The organism is Halobellus rufus, assembly GCF_000739575.1.
Classification (GTDB): domain Archaea; phylum Halobacteriota; class Halobacteria; order Halobacteriales; family Haloferacaceae; genus Haloquadratum; species Haloquadratum rufum.
In genome coordinates, this window is record NZ_BBJO01000030.1 from 111682 (window position 1) to 137461 (window position 25780).

General features: G+C 68.0%; 33 protein-coding genes. 20 read left to right on the top strand and 13 right to left on the bottom strand.

Annotation, left to right across the window (positions count from 1 at the left end; translation table 11 throughout):
* Positions 1 to 85 precede the first annotated feature (85 nt).
* Positions 86 to 385, bottom strand: coding sequence for a hypothetical protein (locus ACP99_RS12605; protein ID WP_049986931.1), 300 nt, complete (start codon positions 383 to 385; stop codon positions 86 to 88).
* Positions 386 to 673: 288 nt separating this feature from the next.
* Between ACP99_RS12605 and ACP99_RS12610 the strand changes: the two genes are divergently transcribed.
* Positions 674 to 1150, top strand: coding sequence for a 50S ribosomal protein L11 (locus ACP99_RS12610; protein WP_049986932.1), 477 nt, complete (start codon positions 674 to 676; stop codon positions 1148 to 1150).
* Positions 1151 to 1221: 71 nt separating this feature from the next.
* Here ACP99_RS12610 and ACP99_RS12615 read toward each other — a convergent pair whose 3' ends face one another.
* Positions 1222 to 1431 carry a TOBE domain-containing protein gene (locus ACP99_RS12615; RefSeq protein WP_049986933.1) on the bottom strand — a complete coding sequence of 70 codons (210 nt, stop codon included), beginning with the start codon at positions 1429 to 1431 and terminating at the stop codon, positions 1222 to 1224.
* Positions 1432 to 1722: 291 nt separating this feature from the next.
* Between ACP99_RS12615 and ACP99_RS12620 the strand changes: the two genes are divergently transcribed.
* The 6 genes from ACP99_RS12620 (at position 1723) to ACP99_RS12640 (ending at position 5748) form a co-directional block, all read left to right on the top strand.
* Positions 1723 to 2361 (top strand): 50S ribosomal protein L1, encoded by a 639-nt coding sequence (locus ACP99_RS12620; RefSeq protein WP_049986934.1) that lies wholly within the window; start codon positions 1723 to 1725, stop codon positions 2359 to 2361.
* Positions 2358 to 3401: a 50S ribosomal protein L10 gene (locus ACP99_RS12625; protein ID WP_049986935.1), complete on the top strand. Its 1044-nt coding sequence runs from the start codon at positions 2358 to 2360 to the stop codon at positions 3399 to 3401. The genes ACP99_RS12620 and ACP99_RS12625 overlap by 4 nt, the downstream gene beginning before the upstream one ends.
* A gap of 18 nt (positions 3402 to 3419) precedes the next feature.
* Positions 3420 to 3761 (top strand): 50S ribosomal protein P1, encoded by a 342-nt coding sequence (gene rpl12p, locus ACP99_RS12630; RefSeq protein ID WP_049986936.1) that lies wholly within the window; start codon positions 3420 to 3422, stop codon positions 3759 to 3761.
* Positions 3762 to 3942: 181 nt separating this feature from the next.
* Complete coding sequence (locus ACP99_RS12635; RefSeq protein ID WP_049986937.1) at positions 3943 to 5229, top strand: tripartite tricarboxylate transporter permease; 1287 nt, start codon at positions 3943 to 3945, stop codon at positions 5227 to 5229.
* A 69-nt stretch (positions 5230 to 5298) separates the two neighbouring features.
* Positions 5299 to 5478, top strand: coding sequence for an HVO_2753 family zinc finger protein (locus ACP99_RS19335; RefSeq protein WP_081927459.1), 180 nt, complete (start codon positions 5299 to 5301; stop codon positions 5476 to 5478).
* 3 nt (positions 5479 to 5481) lie between these two features.
* Positions 5482 to 5748, top strand: a complete 267-nt coding sequence (locus ACP99_RS12640) for an elongation factor 1-beta (RefSeq protein ID WP_049986938.1) — start codon at positions 5482 to 5484, stop codon at positions 5746 to 5748.
* A 171-nt stretch (positions 5749 to 5919) separates the two neighbouring features.
* Here ACP99_RS12640 and ACP99_RS12645 read toward each other — a convergent pair whose 3' ends face one another.
* Entirely contained in the window at positions 5920 to 6180 is a 261-nt protein-coding gene (locus ACP99_RS12645; protein ID WP_049986939.1) for a hypothetical protein, read from the bottom strand.
* A gap of 178 nt (positions 6181 to 6358) precedes the next feature.
* On the opposite strand from ACP99_RS12645, the gene ACP99_RS12650 reads away from it, so the two are divergent.
* The 8 genes from ACP99_RS12650 (at position 6359) to ACP99_RS12685 (ending at position 12948) form a co-directional block, all read left to right on the top strand.
* Entirely contained in the window at positions 6359 to 6649 is a 291-nt protein-coding gene (locus ACP99_RS12650) for a 50S ribosomal protein L21e (protein ID WP_049986940.1), read from the top strand.
* 12 nt (positions 6650 to 6661) lie between these two features.
* The gene (locus tag ACP99_RS12655; RefSeq protein WP_049986941.1) at positions 6662 to 7018 is read left to right on the top strand and encodes an RNA polymerase Rpb4 family protein; all 357 of its coding nucleotides are present in this window, start codon (positions 6662 to 6664) and stop codon (positions 7016 to 7018) included.
* 72 nt (positions 7019 to 7090) lie between these two features.
* Positions 7091 to 7747, top strand: coding sequence for a DUF655 domain-containing protein (locus tag ACP99_RS12660; protein ID WP_049986942.1), 657 nt, complete (start codon positions 7091 to 7093; stop codon positions 7745 to 7747).
* A gap of 78 nt (positions 7748 to 7825) precedes the next feature.
* On the top strand, positions 7826 to 8692 hold the full coding sequence (locus ACP99_RS12665; RefSeq protein WP_049986943.1) for a 16S ribosomal RNA methyltransferase A: 867 nt from the start codon (positions 7826 to 7828) through the stop codon (positions 8690 to 8692).
* A gap of 11 nt (positions 8693 to 8703) precedes the next feature.
* Positions 8704 to 10146: a mechanosensitive ion channel family protein gene (locus tag ACP99_RS12670; RefSeq protein WP_081927460.1), complete on the top strand. Its 1443-nt coding sequence runs from the start codon at positions 8704 to 8706 to the stop codon at positions 10144 to 10146.
* Entirely contained in the window at positions 10143 to 10781 is a 639-nt protein-coding gene (locus ACP99_RS12675) for a HemK2/MTQ2 family protein methyltransferase (RefSeq protein WP_049986944.1), read from the top strand. Before ACP99_RS12670 ends, ACP99_RS12675 begins: the two co-directional genes overlap by 4 nt.
* 89 nt (positions 10782 to 10870) lie before the next feature.
* Complete coding sequence (locus tag ACP99_RS12680) at positions 10871 to 11881, top strand: 5-methyltetrahydropteroyltriglutamate--homocysteine methyltransferase (RefSeq protein WP_049987002.1); 1011 nt, start codon at positions 10871 to 10873, stop codon at positions 11879 to 11881.
* Positions 11881 to 12948 carry a methionine synthase gene (locus ACP99_RS12685; protein WP_049986945.1) on the top strand — a complete coding sequence of 356 codons (1068 nt, stop codon included), beginning with the start codon at positions 11881 to 11883 and terminating at the stop codon, positions 12946 to 12948. Before ACP99_RS12680 ends, ACP99_RS12685 begins: the two co-directional genes overlap by 1 nt.
* A 158-nt stretch (positions 12949 to 13106) precedes the next feature.
* On the opposite strand, the gene ndk is transcribed toward ACP99_RS12685, so the two are convergent.
* The 4 genes from ndk to rpl7ae are packed head-to-tail and all read right to left on the bottom strand — an operon-like array spanning position 13107 to position 14368.
* Positions 13107 to 13586, bottom strand: a complete 480-nt coding sequence (gene ndk, locus ACP99_RS12690; protein ID WP_049986946.1) for a nucleoside-diphosphate kinase — start codon at positions 13584 to 13586, stop codon at positions 13107 to 13109.
* Positions 13583 to 13771: a 50S ribosomal protein L24e gene (locus ACP99_RS12695; protein WP_049986947.1), complete on the bottom strand. Its 189-nt coding sequence runs from the start codon at positions 13769 to 13771 to the stop codon at positions 13583 to 13585. The genes ndk and ACP99_RS12695 overlap by 4 nt, the downstream gene beginning before the upstream one ends.
* A gap of 3 nt (positions 13772 to 13774) precedes the next feature.
* Positions 13775 to 13999: a 30S ribosomal protein S28e gene (locus tag ACP99_RS12700; RefSeq protein WP_049986948.1), complete on the bottom strand. Its 225-nt coding sequence runs from the start codon at positions 13997 to 13999 to the stop codon at positions 13775 to 13777.
* A 6-nt stretch (positions 14000 to 14005) separates the two neighbouring features.
* Entirely contained in the window at positions 14006 to 14368 is a 363-nt protein-coding gene (rpl7ae, locus tag ACP99_RS12705; protein ID WP_049986949.1) for a 50S ribosomal protein L7Ae, read from the bottom strand.
* Between the two features lie 234 nt (positions 14369 to 14602).
* Between rpl7ae and tmcA the strand changes: the two genes are divergently transcribed.
* The 3 genes from tmcA to ACP99_RS12720 all read left to right on the top strand — a co-directional run bounded on the left by tmcA (position 14603) and on the right by ACP99_RS12720 (position 18115).
* Positions 14603 to 16930 (top strand): tRNA(Met) cytidine acetyltransferase TmcA, encoded by a 2328-nt coding sequence (tmcA, locus tag ACP99_RS12710; RefSeq protein WP_049986950.1) that lies wholly within the window; start codon positions 14603 to 14605, stop codon positions 16928 to 16930.
* 78 nt (positions 16931 to 17008) lie between these two features.
* Positions 17009 to 17488: a DUF456 family protein gene (locus ACP99_RS12715; RefSeq protein WP_049986951.1), complete on the top strand. Its 480-nt coding sequence runs from the start codon at positions 17009 to 17011 to the stop codon at positions 17486 to 17488.
* 135 nt (positions 17489 to 17623) lie between these two features.
* Positions 17624 to 18115, top strand: a complete 492-nt coding sequence (locus tag ACP99_RS12720) for a GNAT family N-acetyltransferase (RefSeq protein WP_049986952.1) — start codon at positions 17624 to 17626, stop codon at positions 18113 to 18115.
* Between the two features lie 5 nt (positions 18116 to 18120).
* Here the strand turns inward: ACP99_RS12720 and ACP99_RS12725 are convergent, their stop codons facing one another.
* The 3 genes from ACP99_RS12725 to ACP99_RS12735 form a co-directional block, all read right to left on the bottom strand.
* Positions 18121 to 18978 (bottom strand): translation initiation factor eIF-2B, encoded by an 858-nt coding sequence (locus ACP99_RS12725; RefSeq protein WP_049986953.1) that lies wholly within the window; start codon positions 18976 to 18978, stop codon positions 18121 to 18123.
* Between the two features lie 64 nt (positions 18979 to 19042).
* Entirely contained in the window at positions 19043 to 19312 is a 270-nt protein-coding gene (locus ACP99_RS12730; RefSeq protein ID WP_156105709.1) for a DUF5822 domain-containing protein, read from the bottom strand.
* Between the two features lie 61 nt (positions 19313 to 19373).
* Positions 19374 to 20153, bottom strand: coding sequence for an alpha/beta fold hydrolase (locus ACP99_RS12735; protein ID WP_049986954.1), 780 nt, complete (start codon positions 20151 to 20153; stop codon positions 19374 to 19376).
* Between the two features lie 204 nt (positions 20154 to 20357).
* On the opposite strand from ACP99_RS12735, the gene ACP99_RS12740 reads away from it, so the two are divergent.
* Together ACP99_RS12740 and ACP99_RS12745 are read left to right on the top strand one after the other, a co-directional pair.
* Positions 20358 to 20606: an Hsp20/alpha crystallin family protein gene (locus ACP99_RS12740; protein WP_049986955.1), complete on the top strand. Its 249-nt coding sequence runs from the start codon at positions 20358 to 20360 to the stop codon at positions 20604 to 20606.
* Entirely contained in the window at positions 20603 to 22864 is a 2262-nt protein-coding gene (locus ACP99_RS12745; protein WP_049986956.1) for a CDC48 family AAA ATPase, read from the top strand. The genes ACP99_RS12740 and ACP99_RS12745 overlap by 4 nt, the downstream gene beginning before the upstream one ends.
* A gap of 237 nt (positions 22865 to 23101) precedes the next feature.
* Here ACP99_RS12745 and ACP99_RS12750 read toward each other — a convergent pair whose 3' ends face one another.
* The 3 genes from ACP99_RS12750 to ACP99_RS12760 all read right to left on the bottom strand — a co-directional run bounded on the left by ACP99_RS12750 (position 23102) and on the right by ACP99_RS12760 (position 25765).
* Positions 23102 to 24151 carry a PAS domain-containing sensor histidine kinase gene (locus ACP99_RS12750; protein WP_049986957.1) on the bottom strand — a complete coding sequence of 350 codons (1050 nt, stop codon included), beginning with the start codon at positions 24149 to 24151 and terminating at the stop codon, positions 23102 to 23104.
* Between the two features lie 158 nt (positions 24152 to 24309).
* Complete coding sequence (gene bcp / locus ACP99_RS12755; RefSeq protein WP_049986958.1) at positions 24310 to 24783, bottom strand: thioredoxin-dependent thiol peroxidase; 474 nt, start codon at positions 24781 to 24783, stop codon at positions 24310 to 24312.
* A gap of 67 nt (positions 24784 to 24850) precedes the next feature.
* Positions 24851 to 25765: a DNA replication complex subunit Gins51 gene (locus tag ACP99_RS12760; protein WP_049986959.1), complete on the bottom strand. Its 915-nt coding sequence runs from the start codon at positions 25763 to 25765 to the stop codon at positions 24851 to 24853.
* Between the last annotated feature and the right edge of the window lie 15 nt (positions 25766 to 25780).

Consider the following 25780-nt stretch of genomic DNA (forward strand, 5'->3'; position numbering starts at 1 on the left):
GCCGCTTAAGCTATCCGACCTCGGGAGCGTCGTCGGGAGTCCGGCAGTCGTCGGCGGGGGCGTTCAGCGAGCGCTCGGTGTCGATTCACTCCTCGCCGACGTCGTCGAGTTCCGAGAGCGCGTCGTCGTCGCCGCGCAGGTGCTTCGCCACGGCCGCGAGCGCGACGAGCAGCACGAGCGCGACGAGGCCGGCGACCGGGAGGCCGGCCCCACCACCGAACGGACCGCCGCTCGTCGACTCCGTGGCTTCGTCGTCGACGCCGTTTGACGACTCCTCGGGATCGGGTTCGGAGGAGCCCCCGATCGCGGGAGCCGTGTTGGTCGCGCTGAAACTGAGGCCGTCGTGCAGATGGATCTCGAAGAACGTGAACGATTTTTCGGTCATCGCATATCTCGATACGCCGACAGGAGTGAAAACCGTTGCGGGGTATCGAGGCGCTTACACGCCTCCACTCGCTCTATCGGCGTCGTGCGATCGGACGCGCAATCGGTTGCAGACGCTACAGCGATGCGACGCTGCAACGCTCCCACCGCTTCCGCGCTCGCGACGCGCCGGCGGACGTCTCTGCGACCGGCCGTCTACTTCTCTCACACCGATCTCCCGTGTCCCTCCCTGACACGCCCGCTCGGCCGAAAGAAAACCGTTAAAAGTCGCCGCAGGGTGTTGTCAGGTATGGCTGGAACTATCGAAGTACTCGTTCCCGGCGGGGAGGCCAACCCTGGTCCGCCGCTCGGTCCGGAACTCGGACCGACCCCGGTGAACGTGCAGGACGTCGTTCAGCAGATCAACGACGAGACGGCCGCGTTCGACGGGATGGAAGTCCCCGTGACCGTCGAGTACGAGGACGACGGCTCCTTTACGATCTCCGTCGGCGTCCCGCCGACGGCTGAACTGATCAAAGACGAGGCCGGGTTCGAGACCGGATCCGGCGAACCGCAGAAGGACTTCGTCGCCGACCTGACGGTCGAGCAGGTGAAGAAGATCGCCGAGCAGAAGTCCTCGGACCTGCTGTCGTACGACCCCTTCAACGCCTCGAAGGAAGTCGTCGGCACGTGCACCTCCCTCGGTGTCACGATCGAGGGCAACAACCCCCGCGAGTTCAAAAAGCGGATGGAAGACGGCGAGTACGACGACGTCTTCGCCGAATAACGTCGAGACCGACGCCGATCTGCGGCCGACGACGTCCCTTCTTCAGTGCGGATTTCCCACCCCTCGCGAGCCTACGCGCTGTCGATCATCACTTCGCTCGCCTTGATCACGGCGTCGACCTCGTCGCCCTCGGCGAGGCCGAGGCGGTCGGCGGACCCGCGCGTGATCGTCGACGTGATCGTCTCCCCGTCGCCGAGTTCGACGACGATCTCGGCCATAATCTCGTCCGCATTTACGGATTTCACGGTTCCCGTGAGTCGGTTTCGAGCACTGAGTGCCATAGTGAACAGTCGCCGTGAGCGGAGATATACGTGTCGGCGAGCGTGAACGTCTCGAACATCTGGACCGCGGCCGACCCCGGCAACCGGACGGGGAGCGGATCGACCGGACGGGAGGCGACCGAACCGTGCAGGTAGTTCCCACGGATCGGGCGTCTCTCCCCCGAAAACGGGCGGTACGCGGGAACTGCTTCGACGGACTTAAGGCCGCCATACCCGTTCGATTCGACGAGACAGGCAGACGCCTGTTTCACTGACCCGTAGGAGCAATCCTGCGTACTACGGAGGTGAATAATGGCAGATACGATAGTTGACGCAGTCTCTCGCGCGCTCGACGAGGCACCGCCGCGGAACTTCCGCGAGACGGTCGACCTCGCCGTGAATCTGCGCGATCTCGACTTAAACGACCCATCGAAACGTGTCGACGAGTCTGTCGTTCTCCCGTCCGGTACCGGACAGGAGACGCAGATCGTCGTCTTCGCGAGCGGTGAGACCGCGCTCCGAGCCGAGGAGGTCGCCGACCAGGTTCTGGACGGCGACGACCTCGAAGAGCTCGGAGACGACACCGACGCGGCAAAAGACCTCGCCGACGAGACCGACTTCTTCGTGGCCGAAGCCAGCATGATGCAGGACATCGGCCGCTTCCTGGGGACGGTTCTCGGTCCGCGCGGTAAGATGCCGACACCGCTTCAGCCGGACGACGACGTCGTCGAGACAGTGAATCGAATGAAGAACACGGTGCAACTCCGCTCCCGCGATCGCCGGACCTTCCACACCCGCGTGGGTGCTCAGGATATGGACTCCGAGGAGATCGCGGACAACATCGACGTCATCGTCCGTCGTCTCGAAGCGAGCCTCGAGAAGGGCCCGCTGAACATCGATTCGATGTACGTGAAGACGACGATGGGCCCGTCCGTGGAGGTACCCGCATGAGCGAGAGTGCCGCCGCGCGACGAACGGAGACGATCCCCGAGTGGAAGAAAGAGGAGGTCGGCGAACTGGTCGAGTTCCTCGAAGGCTACGAGTCCGTCGGCGTCGTCGACGTCGCCGGGATTCCGAGCCGACAGCTCCAGAGTATGCGCCGTGAGCTTCACGGCAGCGCGGAACTGCGGATGAGCCGCAACACGCTCACCGTCCGCGCGCTCGAAGAGGTCGACGACGGCCTCGAAGACCTGACCGGGTACGTCTCGGGACAGGTCGCGCTCGTGGGCACGAACGACAACCCCTTCGGGCTGTACAAGCAGCTCGAAGCGTCGAAGACGCCCGCGCCGATCAGCGCCGGCGAAGTCGCGCCCAACGACATCGTCATCCCCGAGGGTGACACGGGCGTCGACCCCGGCCCGTTCGTGGGCGAACTCCAGCAGGTCGGAGCCGCCGCGCGCATCATGGACGGCTCGATCCAGGTCACCGAGGACTCGAAGGTCCTCGACGCCGGCGAGCCGGTCTCCGAGGAACTCGAAGGCGTGCTCTCCGAGCTCGGCATCGAGCCGAAGGAAGTCGGCCTCGACCTCCGCGGCGTCTTCTCCGAAGGCGTCCTGTTCGAGCCCGACGAACTCGCGATCGACGTCGACGAGTACCGCGCGGACATCCAGTCCGCCGCCGCGGCCGCTCGGAACCTCTCGGTCAACGCGAGCTACCCGACGGCGCAGACCGCGCCGACGCTGCTCGCGAAGGCCGCCGGCGACGCGAAGGCCCTCGGGCTCTTCGCCGCCATCGAGGACCCCGACGTGCTGCCCGATCTCGTCGCGAAGGCCGACGCGCAGGTTCGCGCGCTCGCCGCCCAGATCGACGACGAGGAGGCGCTCCCGGAGGAGCTCCGGGGAGTCGAGGCGCCCGAGCCGGCCGCCGAGGAGGCGGCCGACGAGGGCGAGGACGAATCGGCTGACGAAGACACGGAAGAAGATGCCGACGCCGACGACACCGACGACGACGACGGAGACGGTGCCGAAGGCCTCGGCGCGATGTTCGGATAACTACGAGGAAATACGACAATGGAATACGTTTACGCAGCTCTCACCCTGAACGAGTCGGGCGAAGAGATCAACGAAGAGAACATCACCGCGGTCCTCGAGGCCGCCGGTGTCGATGTCGAAGAGTCCCGCGTCAAGGCGCTCGTCGCCGCGCTCGAGGACGTCGACATCGAGGAAGCCGTCGAGACGGCAGCCGCCGCTCCCGCGCCCGCCGCGGGCGGCGCTGCCGGCGGCGAAGTCGAGACCGCCGACGACGGCGACGACGAGGCCGACGACGAGGCCGAGGAAGCCGACGACGGCGACGAGGACGAGGAAGAGGACGAAGAGGCCTCCGGCGAGGGCCTCGGCAACCTCTTCGGCTGAGTTCGGAACCGCCGAAGACGCCGACCGTCCGATCCGGACGTCGCGCCAACTCGTCTTTCGATCCGATTTCTTTCGACGCTACCGAGACAGCGGCTGCGCTAGTGCGTCGACGCCGACGTGAACGGTTCGACCACCGGTCCACGCGAACGTTCAAATACGAGGACGGGGCCACTCCGTCGCGATGGTCTCGCCCACGATCACCCTCGCGTTCGCGCTCTGCGGCGTGGCGTTAGGCACGCTGACCGGGCTGCTTCCGGGGCTGCACGTCAACAGCGTCGCGTTCCTCCTCGTCGGGATCGCGCCGGGCATCGACGGCCCCCCGACGGCGGTCGGCGCGGCGATCCTCGCGGCGGGCGTCGTTCACACCTTTCTCTCGATCGTGCCGGGGCTCGTCCTCGGCGTGCCCGACGCGGCGACCGCCCCCGGGGCGCTGCCCGGGCACCGACTCGTCCTCGCCGGCTGCGGACGTGAGGCGATCCGGCTGTCGGCGGTCGGCAGCGGCATCGCCCTCGTCGGTGCCGTCGCGGTCGCGCTGCCGCTCTCGCACGCCGTCGCCGCCGGGCGAGCGTGGCTGCTCGCCGCGCTCCCCGTTCTCCTCGCGGTCGTGGCGGGGTTGCTGGTCCTCGCCGAACCGACACGCCGAGCGCGACTCGGCGGCCTGCTCTGTCTCGTCGTGGCGACGGGCCTCGGGTTTCTGAGGCTCGATCTCCCGGCGACCGGCGTGTTGACGCCGGACGGCGCGGCCTCGATGCTCGCGCCGATCTTCGGCGGGCTGTTCGGCGCGCCGATCCTGGTCGACGCGGTCGACGCCGACGGTGCCGTCCCGCCGCAGGAGGGGACGACGCTGGGGCTCTCGGTCACCGAGACGGTTCGGGCGGCGCTCTCGGGAGTCGGGGGCGGCGCGCTCGTCGGCTACCTGCCGGGCGTCTCCGCGGGCGTCGCCGCGGTGTTGGCGCTCGGCGGCGCGGGCGGCAGCGGCCCCGCGGGGCGCGGATCGGACCGCGCCTACGTCGTCGCGACCAGCGGGGCCGACACGGCGACGGCGGTGTTCGCGGTCGCCTCGCTCGCGGTGCTCGGCGCGCCCCGAAGCGGAGTCACCGTCGCGCTGGAGTCGCTCGCGGGCGCGGGTTCCTCGTCGGCGACAGGCGCGAGCGCGGCGGCGGGAGCGACGGCTCCGATGCCGCTCGCGGAGATGCTGCTCGTGGTCGTCCTCGCGGCGGGGCTGGGGATCGCCGTCCTGCTGATAGTCGGCGAGCGGTACCTCCTCGTCGTCCGTCGACTGCCGCGACGCCCGCTCGTCCTCGGCGTGTTGGGGCTCCTGTTCGCGCTCGCAGTGGGCTTCGCGGGGCCGCTCGGCGGCGCGGTCTTCTGTCTCGCCGCGGTCGTCGGCTTAATGCCGCCGCGCGTCGGCGCGCGACGCGTCCACCTGATGGGCGTGCTCTTCGGGCCGATCGCGCTGGGGTGGTGAGCGGACGGCTCCCGGACCGGATGACCGGGAAAGACAACCGTTAAAAGTCGCGCCCGGGTGGTGTAGAGTATGAGCCAGTCCGAACAGCGACACGCCCGACAGTGCGTGTCCTGTGGCATCAACATCTCCGGCATGAGCGCGGCGACGTTCAACTGTCCGGACTGTGGCCACGAGATCTCGCGGTGTGCGAAGTGCCGAAAGCAGAGCAACCTCTATGAGTGCCCCGACTGCGGGTTCATGGGACCCTGAACGATGGGAAAAGTAGCAGCCAAGATCAAGGTGATGCCGAACAGCCCCGAAATCGACCTTGACGACCTCCAAGAGCGGCTCGAACAGTCGCTGCCCGAGGGCGCGAAGATCAACGGCTTCGAGCGCGACGACGTCGCGTTCGGACTGGTCGCGCTGCTTCCGACTGTGATCGTCCCCGACGACGCGGGCGGCACGGAAGCGGTCGAAGAGGCGTTCAGCGGCGTCGACGGCGTCGAGAGCGTCTCCGTCGAGAACGTCGGTCGCATCTGAGCGGCGCGCCGGCGCGAGCGACCGCAGCGTCGTCTCAATCATCCTTCTCCGCTCGACGCAGCCACCGAGCCCGCGGCTTCTGCAACTCCTAGAGGTGATTCCCCTGCTGGGGATCAGAAACCGAGTTCGTCGGCGGCGCGCGCCGCCACCGATTCGTCACACGAGCCGTGTTCAGGCCCCGCGGCGGAGGAAGAGCAGACCGACGAGCGGAGAGAGAATGAACCCGACCCCGAGAGCGAAGATCAGCGGGAGACCGCCCGCATCGACCGACGCGGCCGCCGCGACGCCGACGACCGCGCCGAGGAGGATACTCACGGAGACGCCGAGTCCGAACTGTTCGAGCCGAGAGCTGGAGTCGTGATCGACCGAGGCGCCGTCCTCGCCCGTAGATCGTTCCGGAAGCTCTCCGCCGCTTGCGTGTTCCAGTGCCATAATCGTGAGTACGATACCCTATGGTTTAGATTTTGCCGAGACGGGGCGAGATTCCCGGGCGGTGCCTGCGGGTTCGTCGCACGATAGTCGCGCTGTGCGAGCCCGCGACCGCCGGCGTCGCTCGTCGGACGGGAACGTGCGTTTTATAACCGCGTCGGAAGTACTGCCTCCAACGACTATGCCGAGTTCCAACGGTCCACTTCACGGTACGCGAGGAAAGCTCTCGAACAACCCCCGCGAGCGAGGAACGTCCCCGCCGCAGCGAGCGATCCAGGAGTTCGACGAGGGCCAGAAGGTCCACCTGAAGATCGACCCGAGCGTCCGAGAGGGTCGCTTCCACCCGCGCTTCAACGGTCACACGGGCGAAGTCGTCGGCAAACAGGGCCGCGCGTTCAAGGTCCAGATCGTCGACGGCGGCAAAGAGAAGACGCTCATCGCCCGCCCCGCTCACCTGCGCGCCCAGGAGTAATCTCCGACGCCGATGACCATCTTCAAAGAGAAAGTTAGCGAGGAGTACATGACCGTCTCGGAGGTCAAACGGCTCCTCGAGGACGTCGAGGCCGAACGCGCAGCCGACGAGGAGCGAGAGCTGCGATACGAACTCGCCCGCGCCATCGAGCACGTGAATCGGTTCGCCCACCTCGATCCCGAGGAGTCCCGCGACCTCGTCGAGGAGCTCCTCGAACTGGAGAAGGTCGACATCGAGACGGCGATCAAGATCGCGGATCTCCTCCCGCAGAGCAGAGACGAACTCCGCGCGGTCTACGCGCAGGAGCGCTACGCGCTCGACGGCGACGAACTCGACGACGTGCTGAACGTCGTCGCGAAGTACGTCTGACGCTGCGAGAGGCCGGTGCGGTTCCGGTCGCGCAGCCCACTATTTAAATAGACCCTCACCGTACGTCAGTCTATGACTACGACCGAGAGCGGAGACGCCGACGACGCCGAGGAGTCGGCGGACGGATCCGACCGCACCCCCGAGCCGGACGGTTCGAGCGATGCCGAGGAAACGGAGGTTCGCTACGCGGTCGTCTTAGATCACCTTCCGCACGGACGCGCGGACGACGACCGGCCCCGGCACCGGAAGTCGCCGCTGGCGTACGTGATCGGCGAGCGTGACTTCCGGCTCTTCGAGGTCACCCTGACCGACGACGCGGACGTCTCGATCGGCGACCGCGTCGTGATCGGACCCACCGAGGCCCGCGACGTGGTCTCGGGGTTCAAGCAGGTGATGTACGACGACCTCTCGAACACCGCTACCGCGGAACTCGAGTACGCCATCGAGGAGATCGTCGACGCGAACGAGCGCCGCTTCGTCGACTTCTACAACGACGCCCAACCGATCACGCTGCGGCTGCACCAGCTGAATCTCCTCCCCGGCATCGGGAAGAAGCTCCGGAACAACGTGCTCGACCAGCGCAAGCGCGGCCCCTTCGAGAGCTTCGAGGAGCTCGAAGAGCGCGTTTCGGGGCTCCACCGGCCGAAGGAGGTCCTCGTCGAGCGGATCATCGAGGAACTCCGCGACGACGACCTGAAGTACAAGGCGTTCGTCGGCCGCGACTCGTGACGACGGTCCGTATCCCGCAGCCGGCCCCCGCGTGACCGACCCGAGACGTTTACACTCTCCCGGGCGCAACGGGGGGCAATGACTGATTCGACGGCCGACGCCGCGGCGGACCTCCGAGACCCCGACGACCTGCGACGTCGGGCCGGACTCCGTGGCGACCCCGACCGCGATCAACACTTTCTGGTCGACGACCGGGTGCTCGATCGGATCCCGGGCTACCTGCCCGCCGACGCCGACGCGACGCACCTCCTCGAGATCGGCGGCGGCACGGGCGCGCTCACCGACCGACTGCTCCGGATCGCCGAGACCGTGACAGTCGTCGAGCGCGACCCGTCGCTCGCGGCGTTCCTCCGCGAGGAGTTCCGCGAGGACGTCGAGGCGGGGCGGCTGGAGGTCGTCGAGGGCGACGCGCTCGACGTCGACCTGCCCGACTTCTCGGCGTCGGTCTCGAACCTCCCGTACGGAATCTCCTCGGAGATCACGTTCAGGCTGCTCCCCGCCGAGCGACCGCTCGTGTTGATGTTCCAGCGGGAGTTCGGCGAGCGGATGGCGGCCGAGCCCGGGACCGACGCCTACGGGCGGCTCTCCGTGAGCGCACAGCACTACGCGGACGTCGAGGTCGTCGAGATCGTCCCCCCGACGGCGTTCGACCCCGCGCCGGCCGTCGAGAGCGCAGTCGTTCGACTGCGACCGCGGGAGCCGGAGTACGTCGTCGACGACGAGGCGTTCTTCTTCGACTTCGTGAAGGCGCTCTTCACCCAGCGGCGCAAGACGATCAGAAACGGGATCCGCAACACCGCCCACATCTCGGGGCTCGACGACCCGGAGGCGGTCGTCGAGGCGGTCGAGGCCGTCGACGAGGATCTGCTCCGCGCGCGGGCGGGATCGCTCACGCCCGCGGAGTTCGCCGAACTGACCGCGATCGCGGACGAACACGGCCGGTGAGAGGACCGACGATGGCCGCAACACTTCAGACGGGAAGTGGGAGATTCGGAGAACTCGCAGCCGCGCTTTCGAGCCTCTCGGAGCTGGTTCCGTCGTTCACCGGCCGCATCGCGGTCACGTTCGCGATCGGCGTCGCCGTGATGGCGTTTCTGGCACGCACGGACCGGATCCACGAGGCGGCTCCCGATCGGTTGGAATCGACCGCCTGGCACGTGATCGTCACGGTCGGGACGATGGTCGTCGCCGCCGGGGCGGGGGTGGCGATCGTCGGGCTGTGGGGCCTCTCCGACGAGCTTCTCGCGGTGTTCGGGACCAGTTACGGCCCGGAGACGATCGTCAAAGCCGGCATCTCCGCGCTCTTTCTGATCGGCGCGTACACGATGACCGGCCTGGTCAAACAGCTCGTCGACCAGCTCGCGGAGACGCGGTCGTCAGTCGGCGAACACGAGCGCGAGATCGCCTACAGGCTCGGACAGGTCGCGCTGTACCTCCTCGCGTTCACCATCGTCCTCTCGCTGTGGAACGTGAACGTCGGCGGGATCCTCGTCGGCGCGGGGTTCCTCGGCATCGTCGTCGGTATGGCGGCCAGACAGACTCTCGGCGCGATGCTCGCGGGGTTCGTGCTGATGTTCTCCCGGCCGTTCGAGATCGGCGACTGGATTCAGGTCGGCGAGTACGAGGGCATCGTCACCGACATCACCATCGTCAACACCCGGATGCAGACGTTCGACGGGGAGTACGTGATGATCCCCAACGACGTGGTCTCCTCCGAGAGCCTCGTCAACCGCAGCCGGAAGGGGCGGCTCCGCATCGAGGTGGAAGTCGGAATCGACTACGACGCCGACCCCGAACGCGCCGCAGACATCGCGAGGAAGGCGGTCACGAATCTCGACGACCCGATGAGCGTGCCGACGCCGCAGGTGGTCTTCAAGCGGCTGGGCGATTCCGCTGTCGTGCTCGGCGTCCGCTACTGGATCGACAACCCGAGCGCGCGCCGGAAGTGGCGCTCGCAGACGGCCGTCATCGGAGCCGTCAAGGAGGCGCTGGAGGCGGAGGGGATCAAGATCCCGTTCCCGCAGCGGGAGCTGATGGGCCGACAGGAGTCCGGCGGGTTCGTCCTCGCTGGCGATTCGCGGCCGCCGGAGGAGCAACTGGACAGCGCTTCGGAAGCGCTGTCTGACGGGGCCGCGAGCGACGACAGTGGGGACGAATCGGACCGTGACGCTGACAGGGAGCCGTCAGACGCCGAGGCGGACGCGGAGGTCCCCGAAGCCGACCGGGAGGCGGCGGATCCGGACGGGAACGGCCCGGACGAGGACGACACTGATGACGGCGATCGAGAGCGCTCGACGGCCGCCGACCGCGGGACCGACGAGTCGGAGCTGAAAACCGACGGCGTTCCGGGCGGGCCGCGGAGCGACGGGTCGGGCGAGTCGGGTGGGAGCGGCTCGTGACCGAGGAGACCAAGCGCGACTTGGCCTCGCGTCGAGGCGTCGAGACGAGCGTGTATCAGCCCGCCGAGGACTCGCAGCTCCTCGCGACCGCAGTGGAACGGGCGGGTCGGGGGCGGTTCCTCGAAGTTGGCACCGGCTCCGGTTGGGTCGCCGCGCAGGCGACGGACGTCGACGCCGTCACCTCGGTCGTCGCGACCGACGTGAACCCGCACGCCTGCCGGACGGCGCGCGAACGCGCGCTGAGCGGCGGTGGCCCGGGCGAGGCTTCCGGTCCGGCCTTCGATGTCGTCCGAGCGGACCTCCTCTCGCCGTTCGTCGACGGCGCGTTCGACACCGTCGCGTTCAACCCCCCGTATCTCCCGACCGACCCCGACAACGAGTGGGACGACTGGATGGAGCGCGCGCTGTCGGGCGGCGAGTCGGGCCGCGAACTGATCGAGCCGTTCCTCGACACCGTCGGTCGCGCGCTCGCGGACGACGGCGTCGCGTTGTTGCTGGTGAGTTCGCTGACGGGGTACGACGAAGTGCTCGACTACGCGGCGTCGTGCGGCTTCGACCACGACGTCGTCGTCGAGGAGTCTTACCCCTTCGAGACGCTGTCGGTGCTGGCGTTGACCGACGCCGCGGACGGCTGAAGTGGCTTCGGTCCCCTCCGAGGCGAATTACTATAGCGAATATTTCGCTTTAGCAAATATTAAGCAGCGGCATTTCGTAGCGAGTGTCGATGACTGAACTCGTCGCGACGACGCCGGGGCTGTTTCCGCTTCCGGACTGGGCGAAATCGGACCTCGCGGATCTGAAGGGCCGCCAGAAGGCGGATTTGATCTCGGGTTCGGAGTCCAACGCCGTCGTCTCGACGTACGAGCGCGCCCGCGCCGAGGTCGTCGACGAGCAGGTGGACGCCGATCTCGATCGGATCGTCGAGGGCCAACTCCGGTGGGACGACATGCTCGCGCATCCGCTGACCGTTCACGACGGCGTGGAAACCGACGGGATCGCGCGCTACTACGACAACAACAACTTCTATCGCAGTCCGCGCGTCGTGGGCGAACTGGCCCGTTCCGGGGACGTCGCGGCCGAACTGCGAGCCGCGTCGGCGGTGATCGACGACGCCGCGCCGCTGCAGGCCGTCCTCCCGGGGCCGTACTCGCTGGCGGACCTCGCGACGGACGCGCACTACGGCGACGACCGGGAGTTCCTCTCGGCGATCGCCGACTTTCTCGCGGGTGAGGTCGAGGCGTTCCCCGAGCACGAGACGCTGTTCCTCCTGGAGCCGTCGCTCGTCGAGTCGCCGCCGGACGACGACGTCGCCGACGCCGTTCCCGAGGCGATCAGCACCGTCGCCGAGGCGACCGACGCGGAGGTCGTCGTCCACACCTACTTCGGCGCGCTCGGGGAGAAGACCCACGCGCACCTGATGGATGCCGCCGTCGACGCCCTCGGCGTGGACCTCGTGGCCGACGACCGAGAACAGACCGTCTACAACGCCGTCGAGTACGGAATCACCGACGACGTCGCACTCGGCGTCGCCGACGGGCAGAACACGCTGATCGAGTCCGCGGAGACGCTGCGCGAGCGCGTCGAGTGGTTCACGGATCAGGTTCCGATGACCGACTTCGAGACCGTCTACGTGAGCAGCAACACCGAACTGTTCTACCTCCCCGTCAATCGGTATCGCGAGAAACTCGCCGCGCTCGCGGCGGCGGCCGATCTCGAACGGGAGGTGAGCGTCTGATGGTCCGAAACCCCTCGAACCGCGAGCAGTTCCGCCCCGCCGACCACGACGCCGAGCACTTCCTGCTGACCACCGTCGTCGGGAGCTACCCCAAACCGACGTGGCTCACCCGGACGAAGACGCTCGCGGAGGACCCGGAGTCGAGCCTCGACGAGCGCGCCCTCGCCGAGGCCCAAGACGACGCCGCGCGCGTGATCACACACGAGCACGAGCGCGCCGGGTTGGACACCGTCGTCGACGGCGAGATGCGCCGCGACGAGATGGTCGAACACTTCGCCCAACGGATCCGCGGCTACGAGTTCAACGGTCCGGTGAAGGTGTGGGGACACAACTACTACGACAAGCCCTCGGTCGTTTCGGAGGTCGAGTACGACGATCCGTGGCTGCTCGAGGAGTTCGAGTTCACCGCCGGCGTCGCGAGCAGGCCGGTGAAAGTGCCGATCACCGGGCCGTACACGCTCGCGCGGTGGGCCTTCAACGAGGCCTACGACAGCGACGCCGCGCTCGCGTACGACCTCGCCGACCTGGTCAACGAGGAGGTCCACCGACTCGTCGACGCGGGCGCGCGCTACGTCCAACTCGACGAGCCCGCGCTCGCGACGACACCCGAGGAGCACGCGATCGTCGGCGAGTGCCTCGAACGCATCGTCGACGGCGTGCCCGACGAGGTCCGGATCTGTCTGCACGTCTGCTACGGCGACTACTCGAAGCTGTACCCCGCGATCAACGACTTCCCGATCGACGAGTTCGACGTCGAACTCTGCAACGACGGCTACCAGCAGATCGACGTGTTCCGAGATCCCGAGTTCGAGCCGGACCTCGCGCTCGGCGTCGTCGACGTCCACGACGCTGAGGTCGAGTCAGTCCCGGAGATCAAGGCGAACATCGAGGAGGGCTTGAAAGTGGTCTCCCCGGACCGCCTCAGCGTCTCGCCGGACTGCGGCGTGAAGCTCCTCCCCCGCGAGGTCGCCTACCGAAAGCTCTCGAACATGGTGACTGCGGCCCGCGAGATAGAATCGGAACTCGACGCCGGCGAGATCGAGACCGCCGCGCCGAACGCCGACTGAGACCGGCGGGTCCGTCCCGACCGCCGCGAGCCCCGCTCTCGGTCTCGCTTTCGACGCGTATCGATACCGACGAGCGTGTCGCTCGCGAGGGTGAGAACGCGAGCGCGGAGAAGGAAGTCCGCGGTCACTCGCTCCGACTCGGGAACGGGCGCACCGAGTCAGTGATCTTCGTCTTCGTACAGCCAGGCGGCGTCGATGCGCTCGTAGTCGAGCAGTTCCGCCTCGTCGAAGAAGAGGTCGATCTCGCGCTCGTTCGCGCCCTCGTCCTCGTGGTCGGAGGCGTGGATGACGTTGCGGCCGAGATCGAGGCCGAAGTCGCCGCGGATCGTGCCTGGGGCGGACTCGGCGGGGTCGGTCTCGCCGACCATCGAACGGACCTGTCGAGTCGCGTCTGCGCCCTCCCAGACCATCGCGAAGACGGGTCCGGAGGTGATGAAGTCGACGAGGTCGTCGAAGAACGGTTTGTCCTCGTGCTCGCCGTAGTGCTCGTGTGCGAGCTCCTGGTCGATCTGCATGAACTTCCCGCCGACGAGCTTCAGGCCGCGCTCCTCGAAGCGAGAGACGATCTCGCCGATGAGACCGCGCTGGACGCCGTCGGGCTTGACCATCACGAAGGTGCGCTCGTCGTGGTGGCTCATTCGTCGCTACCCTCGCGGCCGGCCTCGGTCCACTCCAGATCGCGGGGCTCGCGACCGAGACGGTAGTTCTTCTCGGCCTTCGAGTCCTTGAAGTGGAGGATCGTTCCGTCGTTCTTCACGAGCATCGTGCCCGTGCCCGGTTCGATCTCCTCGCCGGAGTAATCGCACGTGCGCGTTTCGACCATAGGTTATCGACCTCCGATGGAGTCGGCGTCCCGCTGCGTCTCGCGGAGCTGCAGGATGTCGCCCTCGCGGACGGGGCCCAGGACGTTCCGCGTGATGATGCGGCCCTGGTTCGAGCCCTCGCGGATGCGGCATTTGACCTGCATGGCCTCGCCGTGCATCCCTGTCTTGCCAACGATCTCGATGACCTCCGCGGACGTCGAGTCGCTGGCGGTCTCTTCTGCGCTCATCGTCGGTTACCGCAGTTCCTCGAGCTTCGCGGCGATGTCTTCGACCTCACCCTCCGAGTCGCCGGCGTCGACGATGGCGGCGGCGGCGGAGCCGACTTCGAGGCCCGCGGCCTGACCGACTTCGTCCTGCGTCTCGATGAAGACGTACGGGATGCCCTTCTCGTCGGCGAGTTCGGGCAGGTGCATCACGATCTCTTCGGGCGAGACGTCCTCGGCGACGAAGACGAGCTCGGCGGTGCCGCGCTCGACGGCCTTGGTCGTCTCGTTGGTTCCTTTCTTTACGGTTCCTGTGTCTCGGGCGACCTCGAGGGCCTCGAGGGCGTCCTCTGCGAGGTCGGCTGGGACGTCGAATTCTACGTAGACTGGCATTGGTTGTTCACCTCTCCTGCTCGCGGGCTCGACTGCCCCGCCGGTGTGTGGTTTCCCTGACGGCGGGGAGTATCATCAACCCCGGGCAGGCTCTACACATCGGTTGCTCCGGATCCCATAAAAGCGCTTTCAATGGCGTCGTGCCGTGCCACGGCGGCACACGCGAGTTCCTCACTCGGGGGCTCCCCCGCGTGCGAACGCAATTTCTTAATCTCCCCGCCACGACGCCGACGTATGCACGTGGCCGCCCTCGCCGCGGAACTCCGCGCGGCGGCGCAGCGGACGAACCACAGACGCCTGCTCGTCCTCGCGGGCGACCGCGACCGCGGCATCGACGCCGCGTTCGACGCCGTCGAGGGCGCGTCGATCCCGGACGCGGAGACGACGATCGTCACGTCGCGCGAGGGATTCCGGTTCGACCGCGTCGCCCCCACGGCGGCGAAAGCGCTCTTGGGGACGACTCGCTCCGCAATCATCTGCGACGCCCACGAGGACTTTTCGCCGAACGTGCTGGGTCGCCTCGTCGGCAGCGTCGACGGCGGCGGGCTGTTGGTTCTCCTGACGCTGCCGCTGGACGAGTGGCCCGACCGGCCCGGATCGTTCGAGTCCTCGCTCGCGGTTCCGCCGTACGACGTCGACGACGTCGGGGGCCGGTTCCGCCGGCGACTCCGCGAGACGCTGTTGGATCACCCGGGAGTCGCCATCGTCGACGTTGACGACGGCCGGATCGAACGCCGCGGCGAGACCGACGACAGCGCGCCCGTCCGCTCGGATCCCGCGGTCCCGACTCCCGACCGCCGTCGCTTTCCGGAGGCGGCGTACGCGGCCTGCCTGACGGCCGACCAGTCGCGCGCGCTCCGCGCGCTCGAATCGTTGCAGCGCGCTGGCGAGAGCAGCCGCTCCGCCGTGGTCGTCGAGGCGGACCGCGGGCGCGGAAAGTCGAGCGCGGCCGGACTGGCGGCCGCGTCGCTCGCGGCGACCGGTCGCGACGTCCTCGTCACCGCCCCCGACCGGCGGAACGCCGACGACCTGTTCGCGCGGGCCCGGGAGTTGCTCTCGGCGCTCGACGCCGACTCGGTTCGGGAACTGGACCCCGACTCGACCGACGACGAGCCGCTGGAAACCGCCCGCGGCGGTCGCGTCCGATTCGAGACGCCCGCGGCCGCGGCCGACCTCCCCGACGAACCAGACGTCGTCCTCGTCGACGAGGGGGCGGCGATCCCGGTCCGCCTGCTCTCGTCGCTGCTCGAGGCCCCCGCGGTCGGCTTCTTCACGACGGTCCACGGGTACGAGGGCGCGGGCCGCGGCTTTTCAGTTCGCTTCCGCGATCGGCTGGCCGCGTCCGAGCACGCCGTGACCGACGTGACGCTCGCGGAGCCGATCCGCTACGCGCCCGGCGACCCGATCGAGTCGTGGGCGTTCCGCGCGCTGCTGCTCGACGCGCGACCGCCCGTCGACGACCTCGTCGCCGACGCGTCGCCGTCGTCCGTCGCGTACCGGGCGCTCTCTCCGGACGACCTCGCGTCCGACGAGCACCTGTTGCGGGCGGTCTTCGGCCTCCTCGTGTTCGCGCACTACCGGACGGAGCCGAACGACCTCGCGCGCCTCCTCGACGCGCCGAACCTCCGCGTCCGCGTCCTCGAACACGACGGGCGCGTCGTGAGCGTGGCGCTCTTGGCCCGCGAGGGCGACCTCGACGCGGAGACGCGCGAATCGATGTACGAGGGCGCGCGGATCCGCGGCCACATGATCCCGGACGTGCTGACGAGTCAACTCCGCGACGAGGACGCCGGGACGCCGCTGGGCTACCGCGTGGTGCGCATCGCGACGCATCACGCGGTTCGCTCGCGTGGGCTGGGGTCGACCCTGCTCTCGGAACTCCGCGCGGAGTTCGAGGGCGACGCCGACTACCTCGGCACGGGCTACGGGGCGACGCCCGACCTCCTGGAGTTCTGGACCGACAACGGCTACGACACGGTGCACCTCTCGACCACCCGAAACGAGTCCAGCGGGGAGTACTCAGCGGTGATGCTCTCGCCGCTCTCGGCGGCGGGCGCGGAACTTCGGGACCGACACGCCGGGCTGTTTCGGGACCGAATCGGAGAGGTGCTCGCCGACCACCTCCGCGACGCCGACCCCGACGTCGTGCGCGCGGCGCTGGCGGCGTGTCCGGCGACGCTCACGCCGGAACTCACCGACTACGAGTGGCGCGTCGTCGTCGGCGTCGCCGACGGCCCCGGCCAGTACGCGACCGCGCCGGGGGCGTTCCGTCGCCTCGCGTTGGCCGCTCTGCTCGCTGGTGGCACGCCCGGAGCGGACGGGGGTGAGGGCAGCGGCGCAGACGACGGCGCGTCCCCCGCGAGGCTGACCGACCGACAGGAGCGACTGCTCGTCAGGAAAGTGCTGCAGGCGCAGCCGAGAGACGCCGTCACCGACGAACTGGGATACGTCTCGACGCGGGAGTGTATGCGCGACCTCGGCGCGGCGTACGCGACGCTCCTCGACGTGTACGGCGAGGCCGACGTCGTCGCGGCCGAGCGCGCGCGGTTCGACCGAGAGTAGCGCGCGGCGTCCTCTCGCGTCGCTGCCACCGTACTCCCGAGCACAGCGCTCATCACCGTCGGCGACCTCCCTCCTCCTATGGAACCGCTCGGCTGGCTCTTCCTCGCGCTCGCCGCGCTCGGCGTCGCGGGGTCGGTGCTGCCACTCGTTCCCGGGGGCCTGCTCTCGGTCGCTGGCGTCGCGGGCTACTGGTGGTCGACGGGCTTCGCGGAGCCCTCCGCGCTCGTCGTCGCCGCCCTCGTGTCCGTCGGCGTTCTGACGATGCTCGTCGACTACTTCGGCGGCGCGATCGCGGCGCGGGCGGGCGGCGCGTCGGCCGTGACGACCGGCGTCGCCGTCGTCGTCGGTCTCCTGTTGCTTCTGCTCGCGGGTCCCGTCGGCTTCCTCGTGGGGATCGCGGCGACCGTCTTCGCCGTCGAGTTCGCCCAGCACGCGGACACCGAACGGGGACTGCGAGTCGCGCTCTACGCGACGGTCGGCGTGCTCGCCTCGACGGTCGTGCAGGTGATTCTGACGGGGTCCGTGCTCGTGGTGCTCGTGTTGGTCGTGGTGATCTGAGCGGCGTCGCGCTCGTCGGAGCGGCACGCCGACGTCGTCGCGCCGCATCCGGAAGGGACCTCCGAGGCGACTCTCGGCTCGGCAGAATTGCGCCGCGACGGTGGAATTATATCGGTCGTGGTCCTACCAGTAGGTGTGAGCGTCAACGTCGAGACGCGAGTCGATCCCCCCGGATCCGGCGAGTTCGCCGCGAGCGCGTGGGAGCTCAAAGAGCGGATCCGGGAGCACGAGGACGTCCTCAAGCAGCGGCGGGCCTTCTTCGTCGACGCGTACCGCCGCGCGAACGACCACCTGCTATTCGAGGGCGACGACCTCGTCGGCTTCGCGTCCGTTCGACGCGACGGCTACATTCTCTTTCTCGCGGTCGCGCCCGAGCGCCGCGGCGAGGGCTACGGCAAACGTCTCGTCGCGGCCGCGCTGCAGGACCACAAGTCGATCTCCTGTCACGCCCGGTCGACGAACGAGGACGCGCTGTCGTTTTACGAGCACCTCGGCTTCGAGACCATCCGCCGGATCGACGGCTACTACGAGGACGGCGGCGACGCGTACTACCTCCGACTCGGCGACGGCTCCTCGCTGCGCGAGAAGTTCGCCGAGTTCTTCCGACGGTCGGTCGTCGGCGAGTGAGGACGCTACAGTTCTTCGGGGTCCTTCACGCCGTTGTCTGTGATCACCTCGTCGAGTAGCTCGACCGGGGTGGCGTCGTAGGCGGGGTTCTCGATCACGACGTCCTCGATCGGCTCCAGCGACACCTCCGCCGGCGGGCGGATCTCGTTCTCGAAGACGAACCCGTCGTCGACGATCTTCGCCGCCGAGCCGACGACCGTGACGGGGACGTCGAGGTAGTTCGCGGTCGTGGCGATGGGGAAGGTGCCGACGCGGTTGTAGAGGGTGTCGCCGACGATGCAGTCCATCCCGACGACCACGCGGTCGCACTCCTCGAGGAACGACCCCGCCGCGCTGTCGACCAGGAGGTGGGGCTCGACGCGGTCGAACGCCGCGAGCTGGCGGGCCGTCTTCCGGCCGAGGTACCGGGGACGGGCCTCCGTGACGTACGCCGTCAGGTAGGTGCCGCCGGCGGCGGCCTCCTCGACCGCCTCCATCACGGTCGAGGAGAAGTCGTGAATCAGGACGGTCTCCCCGTCCTCGAACGTCGGCACCGCGTTCGCGGCCGCGCGCGACTTCCCCTGCTGGACGTCCTCGACGACTCGCTCGATCACTTCCTCCAGGAGCGATTTGGCCTCCGAGACGGTGTCTTTCCGATCGACGACGTTCACGAGCACCGTCTGCATCGCGTTGAAAAGCGACGCGTGCGAGGGATTCGCCCGCTTGAGCGCGCTCGCGTTGCGTTCGAGGTCGCGCTCGAACTCCTCGACTGTGGCGTGATCGCGTTCGACGAGCTCCGAGAGCGCCCGCGTCGCCTTCACGGCCACGACGGACGAGCTGTGTGTCTGCATCTCCCGGATCTCCGCGATCGTCTCGTCGATCATATTCCGAGAGTCGGTCACTCGCGTCAAAGACCTTCCGACGGCGGCGACCGACGCTGCGTGCCCGTCACTCCTCGACGATCTCGTCGGGGTCGCTACCGCCGTCTCCCGCCTCGAAGCGCCACGCGTACCCGAAGACCGCGAGGGCGACGAGGATCCAGACGACGCTGCCGACGCGGATCGCGAACTCGAGGCGAGCGCCCCACGTCGGCAGCGTCGTCTGCAGCGAGAGCGCGGCGACGACGGGCGCGCCGACGACGATGGTGACGACGAACGTCGTCTGCATCACCCAGCCGTAGTCGATCCCGTCGGGATCCGAAGTCTCGACCGGTTGCACGCCTTCGACTTCGGAGGCGGGCGCAAAGGCGTGCCGGTTTCCGCGACCGGACGGATGGCCGCTACGGCGACACGCGACGGTCGAGGAAGTCCCGGAGCTCCGCGTTGAACGCCTCCGCCGCTTCCAGCATCGCGAGGTGGGCGGCGTCTTCGAGGATTGCCAGTTCGCAATCCGGCAGTTCGGCGCACAGCTCCTCGTGGTAGTGCGGTGGCGTGAGGCGATCGTACTCCCCGACGAGCGCCAGCGTCGGGAGGTCGATCGACGAGAGCTCCGCGCGCACGTCGAAGGCGTGCGCCGTCCGGAAGTCGCGTTCGAGGACGGCCCGCCCCGTGTTCCTGAGCGCCGCCTTCGAGACGTCGAGGGTGGCCTCGTCGGGGTCGTGAAAGAGGTGATCCGGTTCGTGGAAGAACTCGACCACGCGCTCGAAGTCCGTCTTCACCCACCGCAGGAGGTCGTCGAGCACCGGGAGGCGCGCGCCGGATCCGGCGAGGACCGCGCCCGCCACGTCGAGGTCGCGTTCGACGAGCGCCATCAGGACGACCGCGCCGCCGAGGGAGTTCCCGAGCAGGACGTCGGCGTCGACCTCGCCCGCGACGGCGACGACGTCGTCGACGAACGCCGAGAGCGTCTCGTAGCCGGGTTCGGCGGCGACGTCGTCGCTGTCGCCGTGCCCGCTCAGATCGAGTGCGACTAGGGGGTACTCGCCGGCGAGTTTCGCCTGCGCGCTCCAGACGCGGTGAGTGCCGCCGCTGCCGTGGACGGCGAGGACGACGGGGCCGTCAGCGCCCCGATCGAACGTCCGATAGGCCGTCTCCCGGCCGTGGTGAGCTACCGTTTGCATACGAGTTGGTTCGACCCGATGCGGTATAAAGCCTGAATATGAGAGGCCGACACCCGAATCCCCCGTCGATTGACCGAGGCGAAACCGACCGATGGAGCCCCGGACCGCAATTCAACCGCAATTCACTACCATCCATCGCTGTCTTGCGATTAATGGTAGAAAGGCTTATATAGAAAAGCGACTAACTTGGAGTTAGGATCAACGATGAGTATCAAACAGCAGGCCGGTGGAGACGAGCGGATGGTTCGCCGGTACGAGTACGAGGACAGTTGGGTCCTCGCCGCCGACGTGGGTGTCGCCGACGAGGACCTCGACGTCGACGTGGTCGGAACGACGGCCATCGTGGTCGCCGAGACCGGTGGTGACGTCTCCGAGACCGAGTTCGAGCTTCCGGGCTCGGACGCGTCGGTCGCGACCAACAACGGCATTCTCACGATCACGGTCGAAAAATGAAGCTCACCGTCAAACCACTCAAGCAGAAGGACGCCGGCCGCGGGCTCGCGGCGATCGACCGACAGGCCGCGGAGGAACTGGACCTAGAGGGCGGCGACTACATCCGGATCGACGGCGACGGCGGCACCGCCATCGCCCGCGTCTGGCCCGGCTACCCCGAAGACAGCGGGACGGGCGTCGTCCGGATCGACGGTCGGCTCCGCCAGCAGGCGAACGTCGGCATCGACGACCGCGTCGAGGTCGAGAAGGCCGACATCAAGCCCGCAAAGCACGTCTCCGTCGCCCTCCCGCAGAACCTCCGCATCAGCGGGAACATCGGCGCGCACCTGCGCGATAAGCTCGCCGGTCAGCCCGTGACCCAGGGGCAGAACATCCGGGTCCCGTTCGGCTTCGGCTTCATGAGCTCGTCGAGCCAGCCGCTCCCGCTGAAGATCGCCTCGACCGAGCCGGAGGGCACGGTCGTCGTCACCGACTCGACGGAGGTGACGATCAGCCAGACGCCCGCCGAGGAGATACAGGCCGGCGCGGAGGGCGAGGCAGACACGCCCTCTGTGACCTACGAGGACATCGGCGGGCTCGACCGCGAGCTCGAACAGGTGCGAGAGATGATCGAGCTGCCGATGCGGCACCCCGAGCTGTTCCAGCGGCTCGGCATCGAGCCACCGAAGGGCGTGCTCCTCCACGGACCGCCCGGCACGGGCAAGACGCTGATCGCGAAGGCCGTCGCCAACGAGATCGACGCCTCGTTCCACACGATCTCCGGCCCGGAGATCATGTCGAAGTACTACGGCGAGTCCGAAGAGCAGCTCCGAGAGATCTTCGAGGAGGCCGAGGAGGCCGCCCCGGCGATCGTCTTCGTCGACGAGATCGACTCGATCGCGCCCAAGCGCGGCGAGGCCGGCGGCGACGTCGAACGCCGCGTCGTCGCGCAGTTGCTCTCGCTGATGGACGGCCTCGACGAGCGCGGCGAGGTCGTCGTCATCGGCGCGACCAACCGCGTGGACGCCATCGACCCCGCGCTCCGGCGCGGCGGTCGCTTCGACCGCGAGATCGAGATCGGCGTGCCGGACCGCGAGGGTCGCAAGGAGATCCTGCAGGTCCACACGCGGAATATGCCGCTCTCGGACGCGGTCGACCTCGACGAGTACGCCGACAACACCCACGGCTTCGTCGGCGCGGACATCGAGAGCCTCGCGAAGGAGGCCGCGATGAACGCGCTGCGGCGCATCCGCCCCGAACTCGACCTCGACTCCGAGGAGATCGACGCCGAGGTGCTCGACTCGCTGACGGTCACCTCGAAGGACTTCAAAGAGGCGATCAAGGGCATCGAGCCCTCGGCGCTGCGGGAGGTCTTCGTCGAGGTCCCCGACGTCACCTGGGAGCACGTCGGCGGCCTCGAAGACACCAAAGAGCGCCTCCGCGAGACGATCCAGTGGCCGCTCGAGTACCCCGAGGTGTTCGAGGCGATGGACATGCAGTCGGCGAAGGGCGTGCTGATGTACGGCCCGCCCGGGACCGGGAAGACGCTCCTCGCGAAGGCCGTCGCCAACGAGTCCGAGTCCAACTTCATCTCGGTGAAGGGGCCGGAACTGCTCGACAAGTACGTCGGAGAGTCCGAGAAGGGCGTCCGCGAGATCTTCAAGAAGGCCCGCGAGAACGCGCCGACCGTGGTCTTCTTCGACGAGATCGACTCGATCGCGACCGAGCGGGGCAGCAACACGGGCGACTCCGGCGTCTCAGAGCGCGTCGTCTCCCAGTTGCTGACCGAACTCGACGGGCTCGAAACCCTCGAAGACGTCGTCGTCGTCGCGACGACGAACCGCCCGGACCTGATCGACTCGGCGCTCTTGCGCCCCGGACGGCTCGACCGGCACGTCCACGTGCCCGTCCCAGACGAGGAGGCCCGCCGGGCGATCTTCGGGGTCCACACCGAACGGAAGCCGCTCGCCGACGACGTCGACCTCGACGAACTCGCCGCGGAGACGGAGGGCTACGTCGGTGCCGACATCGAGGCGGTCTGCCGCGAGGCGTCGATGGCCGCGAGCCGCGAGTTCATTAACAGCGTCTCCCGCGAGGAGGTCGCCGAATCGGTCGGCAACGTCCGCGTGACGATGGAGCACTTCGAGCAGGCGCTCGACGAGGTCGGCCCGAGCGTGACCCCGGAGACGCGCGAGCGCTACGAGGAGATCGAACAGCGCTTCCAGACCAGCGAGGTCGAGCGCGAGCCCGAGGCCGAGGTCGGACGGACGTTCCAGTGATGTGAGCACACCGGCGGCGCGCCGTTGTGCCCCTCGTCCCCGTTTGCATCGCCGATTTTTTACGGCCGATATACTGAGTTCACAATGCGGAACTCCCGAATACGACAATAATAAACGGTTTTTTGTTTCACCTTCCGGAAACTCGGTGCCGACTCGTGTTCTCGGTCCGGCCGAAGAGCGCGACACCGGCCACGTAGCCAGTCGGACGGCGACGTAGTCGGCCGGTCGGCCTGCAGGTCACTGCTCGGTCGGCGGCTCTTTCGGCGGTAGATACATCCGAACGGTGTTCCCTTGCGGACGCTGTCGCTCGAAGCCGATCTCGCCGCCCAGCGATTCGACACACCAACGCATCACGAACAACCCCACGCCGGATCCGTGGACGGTGTTCGTCCGCGCTGCCGGTCGGAACAGAGCGTCGAGTTCGGCGTCTCTAATCGGCGGGTTTGTGTCTTCGATCGCTATTTCGACGCGGCCGGTGTTCGGCGAACGACCGACGCGAAGGTCGACCACCGGAGCCGAATCGTCGCTGTGGACGATCGCGTTCTCGACGGCGTGCGACAGCGCGTACGAGAACGCGTCGTCGACGTCGATCCACAGCGCCTCTCGCTCAGTAACGGAGATCCTCGCGTGAGAGTACTCCTCGCGGAAGTCAGCTACGACCTCGCGGATCGCCCGCGTAGCGTTGCGAACGTGACGATCCCCCGCCGTGGGTACGACGGCGTGTTGGATCTCCTTGACGGACGTGGCCGTGTCCCCGAGCTTCGTCGCCGCTTCGTGGATTGTCCTCGCTGCCGCCCGCGCCTGTTCGATGTCGTCGCCGTCAGCGATCTCCTCGGCGTAACCTGTGATGATCGCAGCCTTGTTCCTGAGATTGTGTCTGAGGATCCGCCAGAACAGCTCTTCGCGGTGGCTCGCGTCGTAGTGGTCGGTCACGTCGCGGATCTCCGCAAGCACGTGATCGCCTCCAGCGGGCACCTGCCGAGAGAGGTGGACGCGGACCCAGATCAACTCTCCGTCACCGCGCTTGACGCGCCAGGTGAACCGTTGGACGTCACCTGTTGCGGCCGAAGTAAGCCGGTCACGGAAGTCGGATGCCGAAAAGGGGTAGGTGTTCGCCGTGTAGCGATCGATCCCGAGGCCTCGGAGATCCGCGCGCCCGTACCCGAAGATCGACGTCAGGCGGTCGTTCGCATCGAGTATCGACCCGTCTCGCGGGTCGTATAGCGCGATCCCGACCCGGAGTGTGTCGTACTCGGACGGGAGAGAGGGTTCGACGTGAGACACCATCCGTCGAATGCACTCGGCCAGACCCGCTTAGCACTCACTAAGTGGGATATATACTGATAACACACACTCGCGAGCGGACTGTACTCTCTCTGAGGTTTCACCGGAAACGCGGTGCGGTGGGTGGACGTTTCACACGAAGTTCGGTCGCGGCTAAACAGTCACGCCGAGTCTTCGAGCGCGTCGAGGTCGTCGAGAATCTCGTCGGCGTGACCCTCCGGTGAGACGCCCTCGTAGGCGAGGACGACGTCGCCGTCGGGACCGACGACGTACGTGTTGCGGAAGACGCCGTCGAAGGTGTTGCCGAACATATTCTTCTCGCCGTAGGAGTCGTAGGCGGTCGCGACCGACCCGTCCTCGTCGGAGAGCAGGCGGAACGGGAGGTCGTACTCTTCGGCGAACGGTTTCAGGTCCGCGACGGGGTCGTCGCTGATCCCGAGGACGGTCACGCCGCGGTCGCGCAGTTCGTCGTAGACGTCGCGGAAGCCGCACGCTTCGGTGGTGCACCCGGGCGTGTCCGCCCGGGGGTAGAAGTAGACGACGACGTACTCGCCGCGGTGGTCCGAAAGCGAGGCGTCTTCGCCGTCCTGGTCGGGCAGGGTGAACTCGGGGGCGGTCTCGCCGATGTCGAGCATACTCGCTTCCTCTCACGAACCGGGCTTCAACGTACCGCTCGACGGTGACCCCGACGCGACGGGCCGCCTAATCGAGTTGTTCGGCGGCGTCGCGCTCCAGCAGCGGCCCGGCGTTCGTGGTCGGCAGCGTGACCACGTCCTCGGATTCGAGGTCGTACTCGCGCTCGTCGACGCCGAATATCTGCCCGACGTCCTCGGTGATCCGGAGCGTGACGCGATCCGTTTCCTCGGAGGCCTGCTCGGCCTCGGCAGCGTCGGCGCTCTCGACGACCGGCGCGTCGGGTGCCGACGCGTCCGGCGGAGCGTCCGGCGGGACGTCTGGCGGCACGTCCGGATCCGCGTCGGCCGCGTCCGACGCGGGCTCTGCGGCCCCGCCGTCGTCCGGTCCCCCCATTGCGTCGGCGAGGACGTCGTCCGAACCGGCCGGCTCGTCGGTCGGCGCGGCCGCCGCCTCGGCGGACGGTGCATCCGTCGCAGCGATGGAATCTGCCTCCGTCGACGGTGACGCGTCGGCGTTCGACGACCCGACCGCCGCCGACGTCGTCCCGTGGTCGGTCTCGGCGGGCGGCGCGCGGTCGTCGCCTTCGCTCCCGCCCTCGCCCGCGAGGACGTCGAGGACGGTCTGTCGGTTCTGTTTGATCCGGCCGACGAGCCCCTCGAACAGGTCGCGCTCCTCGGCGGTGAGGCCGTCGGTGTCGGCGCTCATGTCCGCGGCGGCGAACGACGCCAGTTTGACGACCTTGCCGACGCGGCGCTCGTAGATCGACTCGACGACGTCCTCGGCGGTCTCGATCTCGTCGGTCAGCCGCCCGACGTCCGGATCGTCGAAGGGGTCCTCGGCGGCGTCGGCCGCGCGGCGGCGCTCGGCCTTCCGTTCTGCGATGTACGCCGCGACGTCCTCGTAGAACGAATCCCGGAGGTGTTGGAGGCTGTCCTTCTGCCGCTCGGTCCGTCGGACGCTCCGCAGCTCCTCTAGATCCATTCTTTGCACTCGGCC

What these genes read in the sequence shown, in the direction of transcription:
- ACP99_RS12605 (WP_049986931.1), bottom strand. Translation starts at nt 385, where the DNA reads ATGACCGAAAAATCGTTCACGTTCTTCGAGATCCATCTGCACGACGGC.
- ACP99_RS12610 (WP_049986932.1), top strand. Translation starts at nt 674, where the DNA reads ATGGCTGGAACTATCGAAGTACTCGTTCCCGGCGGGGAGGCCAACCCT.
- ACP99_RS12615 (WP_049986933.1), bottom strand. Translation starts at nt 1,431, where the DNA reads ATGGCACTCAGTGCTCGAAACCGACTCACGGGAACCGTGAAATCCGTA.
- ACP99_RS12620 (WP_049986934.1), top strand. Translation starts at nt 1,723, where the DNA reads ATGGCAGATACGATAGTTGACGCAGTCTCTCGCGCGCTCGACGAGGCA.
- ACP99_RS12625 (WP_049986935.1), top strand. Translation starts at nt 2,358, where the DNA reads ATGAGCGAGAGTGCCGCCGCGCGACGAACGGAGACGATCCCCGAGTGG.
- rpl12p (WP_049986936.1), top strand. Translation starts at nt 3,420, where the DNA reads ATGGAATACGTTTACGCAGCTCTCACCCTGAACGAGTCGGGCGAAGAG.
- ACP99_RS12635 (WP_049986937.1), top strand. Translation starts at nt 3,943, where the DNA reads ATGGTCTCGCCCACGATCACCCTCGCGTTCGCGCTCTGCGGCGTGGCG.
- ACP99_RS19335 (WP_081927459.1), top strand. Translation starts at nt 5,299, where the DNA reads ATGAGCCAGTCCGAACAGCGACACGCCCGACAGTGCGTGTCCTGTGGC.
- ACP99_RS12640 (WP_049986938.1), top strand. Translation starts at nt 5,482, where the DNA reads ATGGGAAAAGTAGCAGCCAAGATCAAGGTGATGCCGAACAGCCCCGAA.
- ACP99_RS12645 (WP_049986939.1), bottom strand. Translation starts at nt 6,180, where the DNA reads ATGGCACTGGAACACGCAAGCGGCGGAGAGCTTCCGGAACGATCTACG.
- ACP99_RS12650 (WP_049986940.1), top strand. Translation starts at nt 6,359, where the DNA reads ATGCCGAGTTCCAACGGTCCACTTCACGGTACGCGAGGAAAGCTCTCG.
- ACP99_RS12655 (WP_049986941.1), top strand. Translation starts at nt 6,662, where the DNA reads ATGACCATCTTCAAAGAGAAAGTTAGCGAGGAGTACATGACCGTCTCG.
- ACP99_RS12660 (WP_049986942.1), top strand. Translation starts at nt 7,091, where the DNA reads ATGACTACGACCGAGAGCGGAGACGCCGACGACGCCGAGGAGTCGGCG.
- ACP99_RS12665 (WP_049986943.1), top strand. Translation starts at nt 7,826, where the DNA reads ATGACTGATTCGACGGCCGACGCCGCGGCGGACCTCCGAGACCCCGAC.
- ACP99_RS12670 (WP_081927460.1), top strand. Translation starts at nt 8,704, where the DNA reads ATGGCCGCAACACTTCAGACGGGAAGTGGGAGATTCGGAGAACTCGCA.
- ACP99_RS12680 (WP_049987002.1), top strand. Translation starts at nt 10,871, where the DNA reads ATGACTGAACTCGTCGCGACGACGCCGGGGCTGTTTCCGCTTCCGGAC.
- ACP99_RS12685 (WP_049986945.1), top strand. Translation starts at nt 11,881, where the DNA reads ATGGTCCGAAACCCCTCGAACCGCGAGCAGTTCCGCCCCGCCGACCAC.
- ndk (WP_049986946.1), bottom strand. Translation starts at nt 13,586, where the DNA reads ATGAGCCACCACGACGAGCGCACCTTCGTGATGGTCAAGCCCGACGGC.
- ACP99_RS12695 (WP_049986947.1), bottom strand. Translation starts at nt 13,771, where the DNA reads ATGGTCGAAACGCGCACGTGCGATTACTCCGGCGAGGAGATCGAACCG.
- ACP99_RS12700 (WP_049986948.1), bottom strand. Translation starts at nt 13,999, where the DNA reads ATGAGCGCAGAAGAGACCGCCAGCGACTCGACGTCCGCGGAGGTCATC.
- rpl7ae (WP_049986949.1), bottom strand. Translation starts at nt 14,368, where the DNA reads ATGCCAGTCTACGTAGAATTCGACGTCCCAGCCGACCTCGCAGAGGAC.
- tmcA (WP_049986950.1), top strand. Translation starts at nt 14,603, where the DNA reads ATGCACGTGGCCGCCCTCGCCGCGGAACTCCGCGCGGCGGCGCAGCGG.
- ACP99_RS12715 (WP_049986951.1), top strand. Translation starts at nt 17,009, where the DNA reads ATGGAACCGCTCGGCTGGCTCTTCCTCGCGCTCGCCGCGCTCGGCGTC.
- ACP99_RS12725 (WP_049986953.1), bottom strand. Translation starts at nt 18,978, where the DNA reads ATGATCGACGAGACGATCGCGGAGATCCGGGAGATGCAGACACACAGC.
- ACP99_RS12735 (WP_049986954.1), bottom strand. Translation starts at nt 20,153, where the DNA reads ATGCAAACGGTAGCTCACCACGGCCGGGAGACGGCCTATCGGACGTTC.
- ACP99_RS12740 (WP_049986955.1), top strand. Translation starts at nt 20,358, where the DNA reads ATGAGTATCAAACAGCAGGCCGGTGGAGACGAGCGGATGGTTCGCCGG.
- ACP99_RS12745 (WP_049986956.1), top strand. Translation starts at nt 20,603, where the DNA reads ATGAAGCTCACCGTCAAACCACTCAAGCAGAAGGACGCCGGCCGCGGG.
- ACP99_RS12750 (WP_049986957.1), bottom strand. Translation starts at nt 24,151, where the DNA reads ATGGTGTCTCACGTCGAACCCTCTCTCCCGTCCGAGTACGACACACTC.
- bcp (WP_049986958.1), bottom strand. Translation starts at nt 24,783, where the DNA reads ATGCTCGACATCGGCGAGACCGCCCCCGAGTTCACCCTGCCCGACCAG.
- ACP99_RS12760 (WP_049986959.1), bottom strand. Translation starts at nt 25,765, where the DNA reads ATGGATCTAGAGGAGCTGCGGAGCGTCCGACGGACCGAGCGGCAGAAG.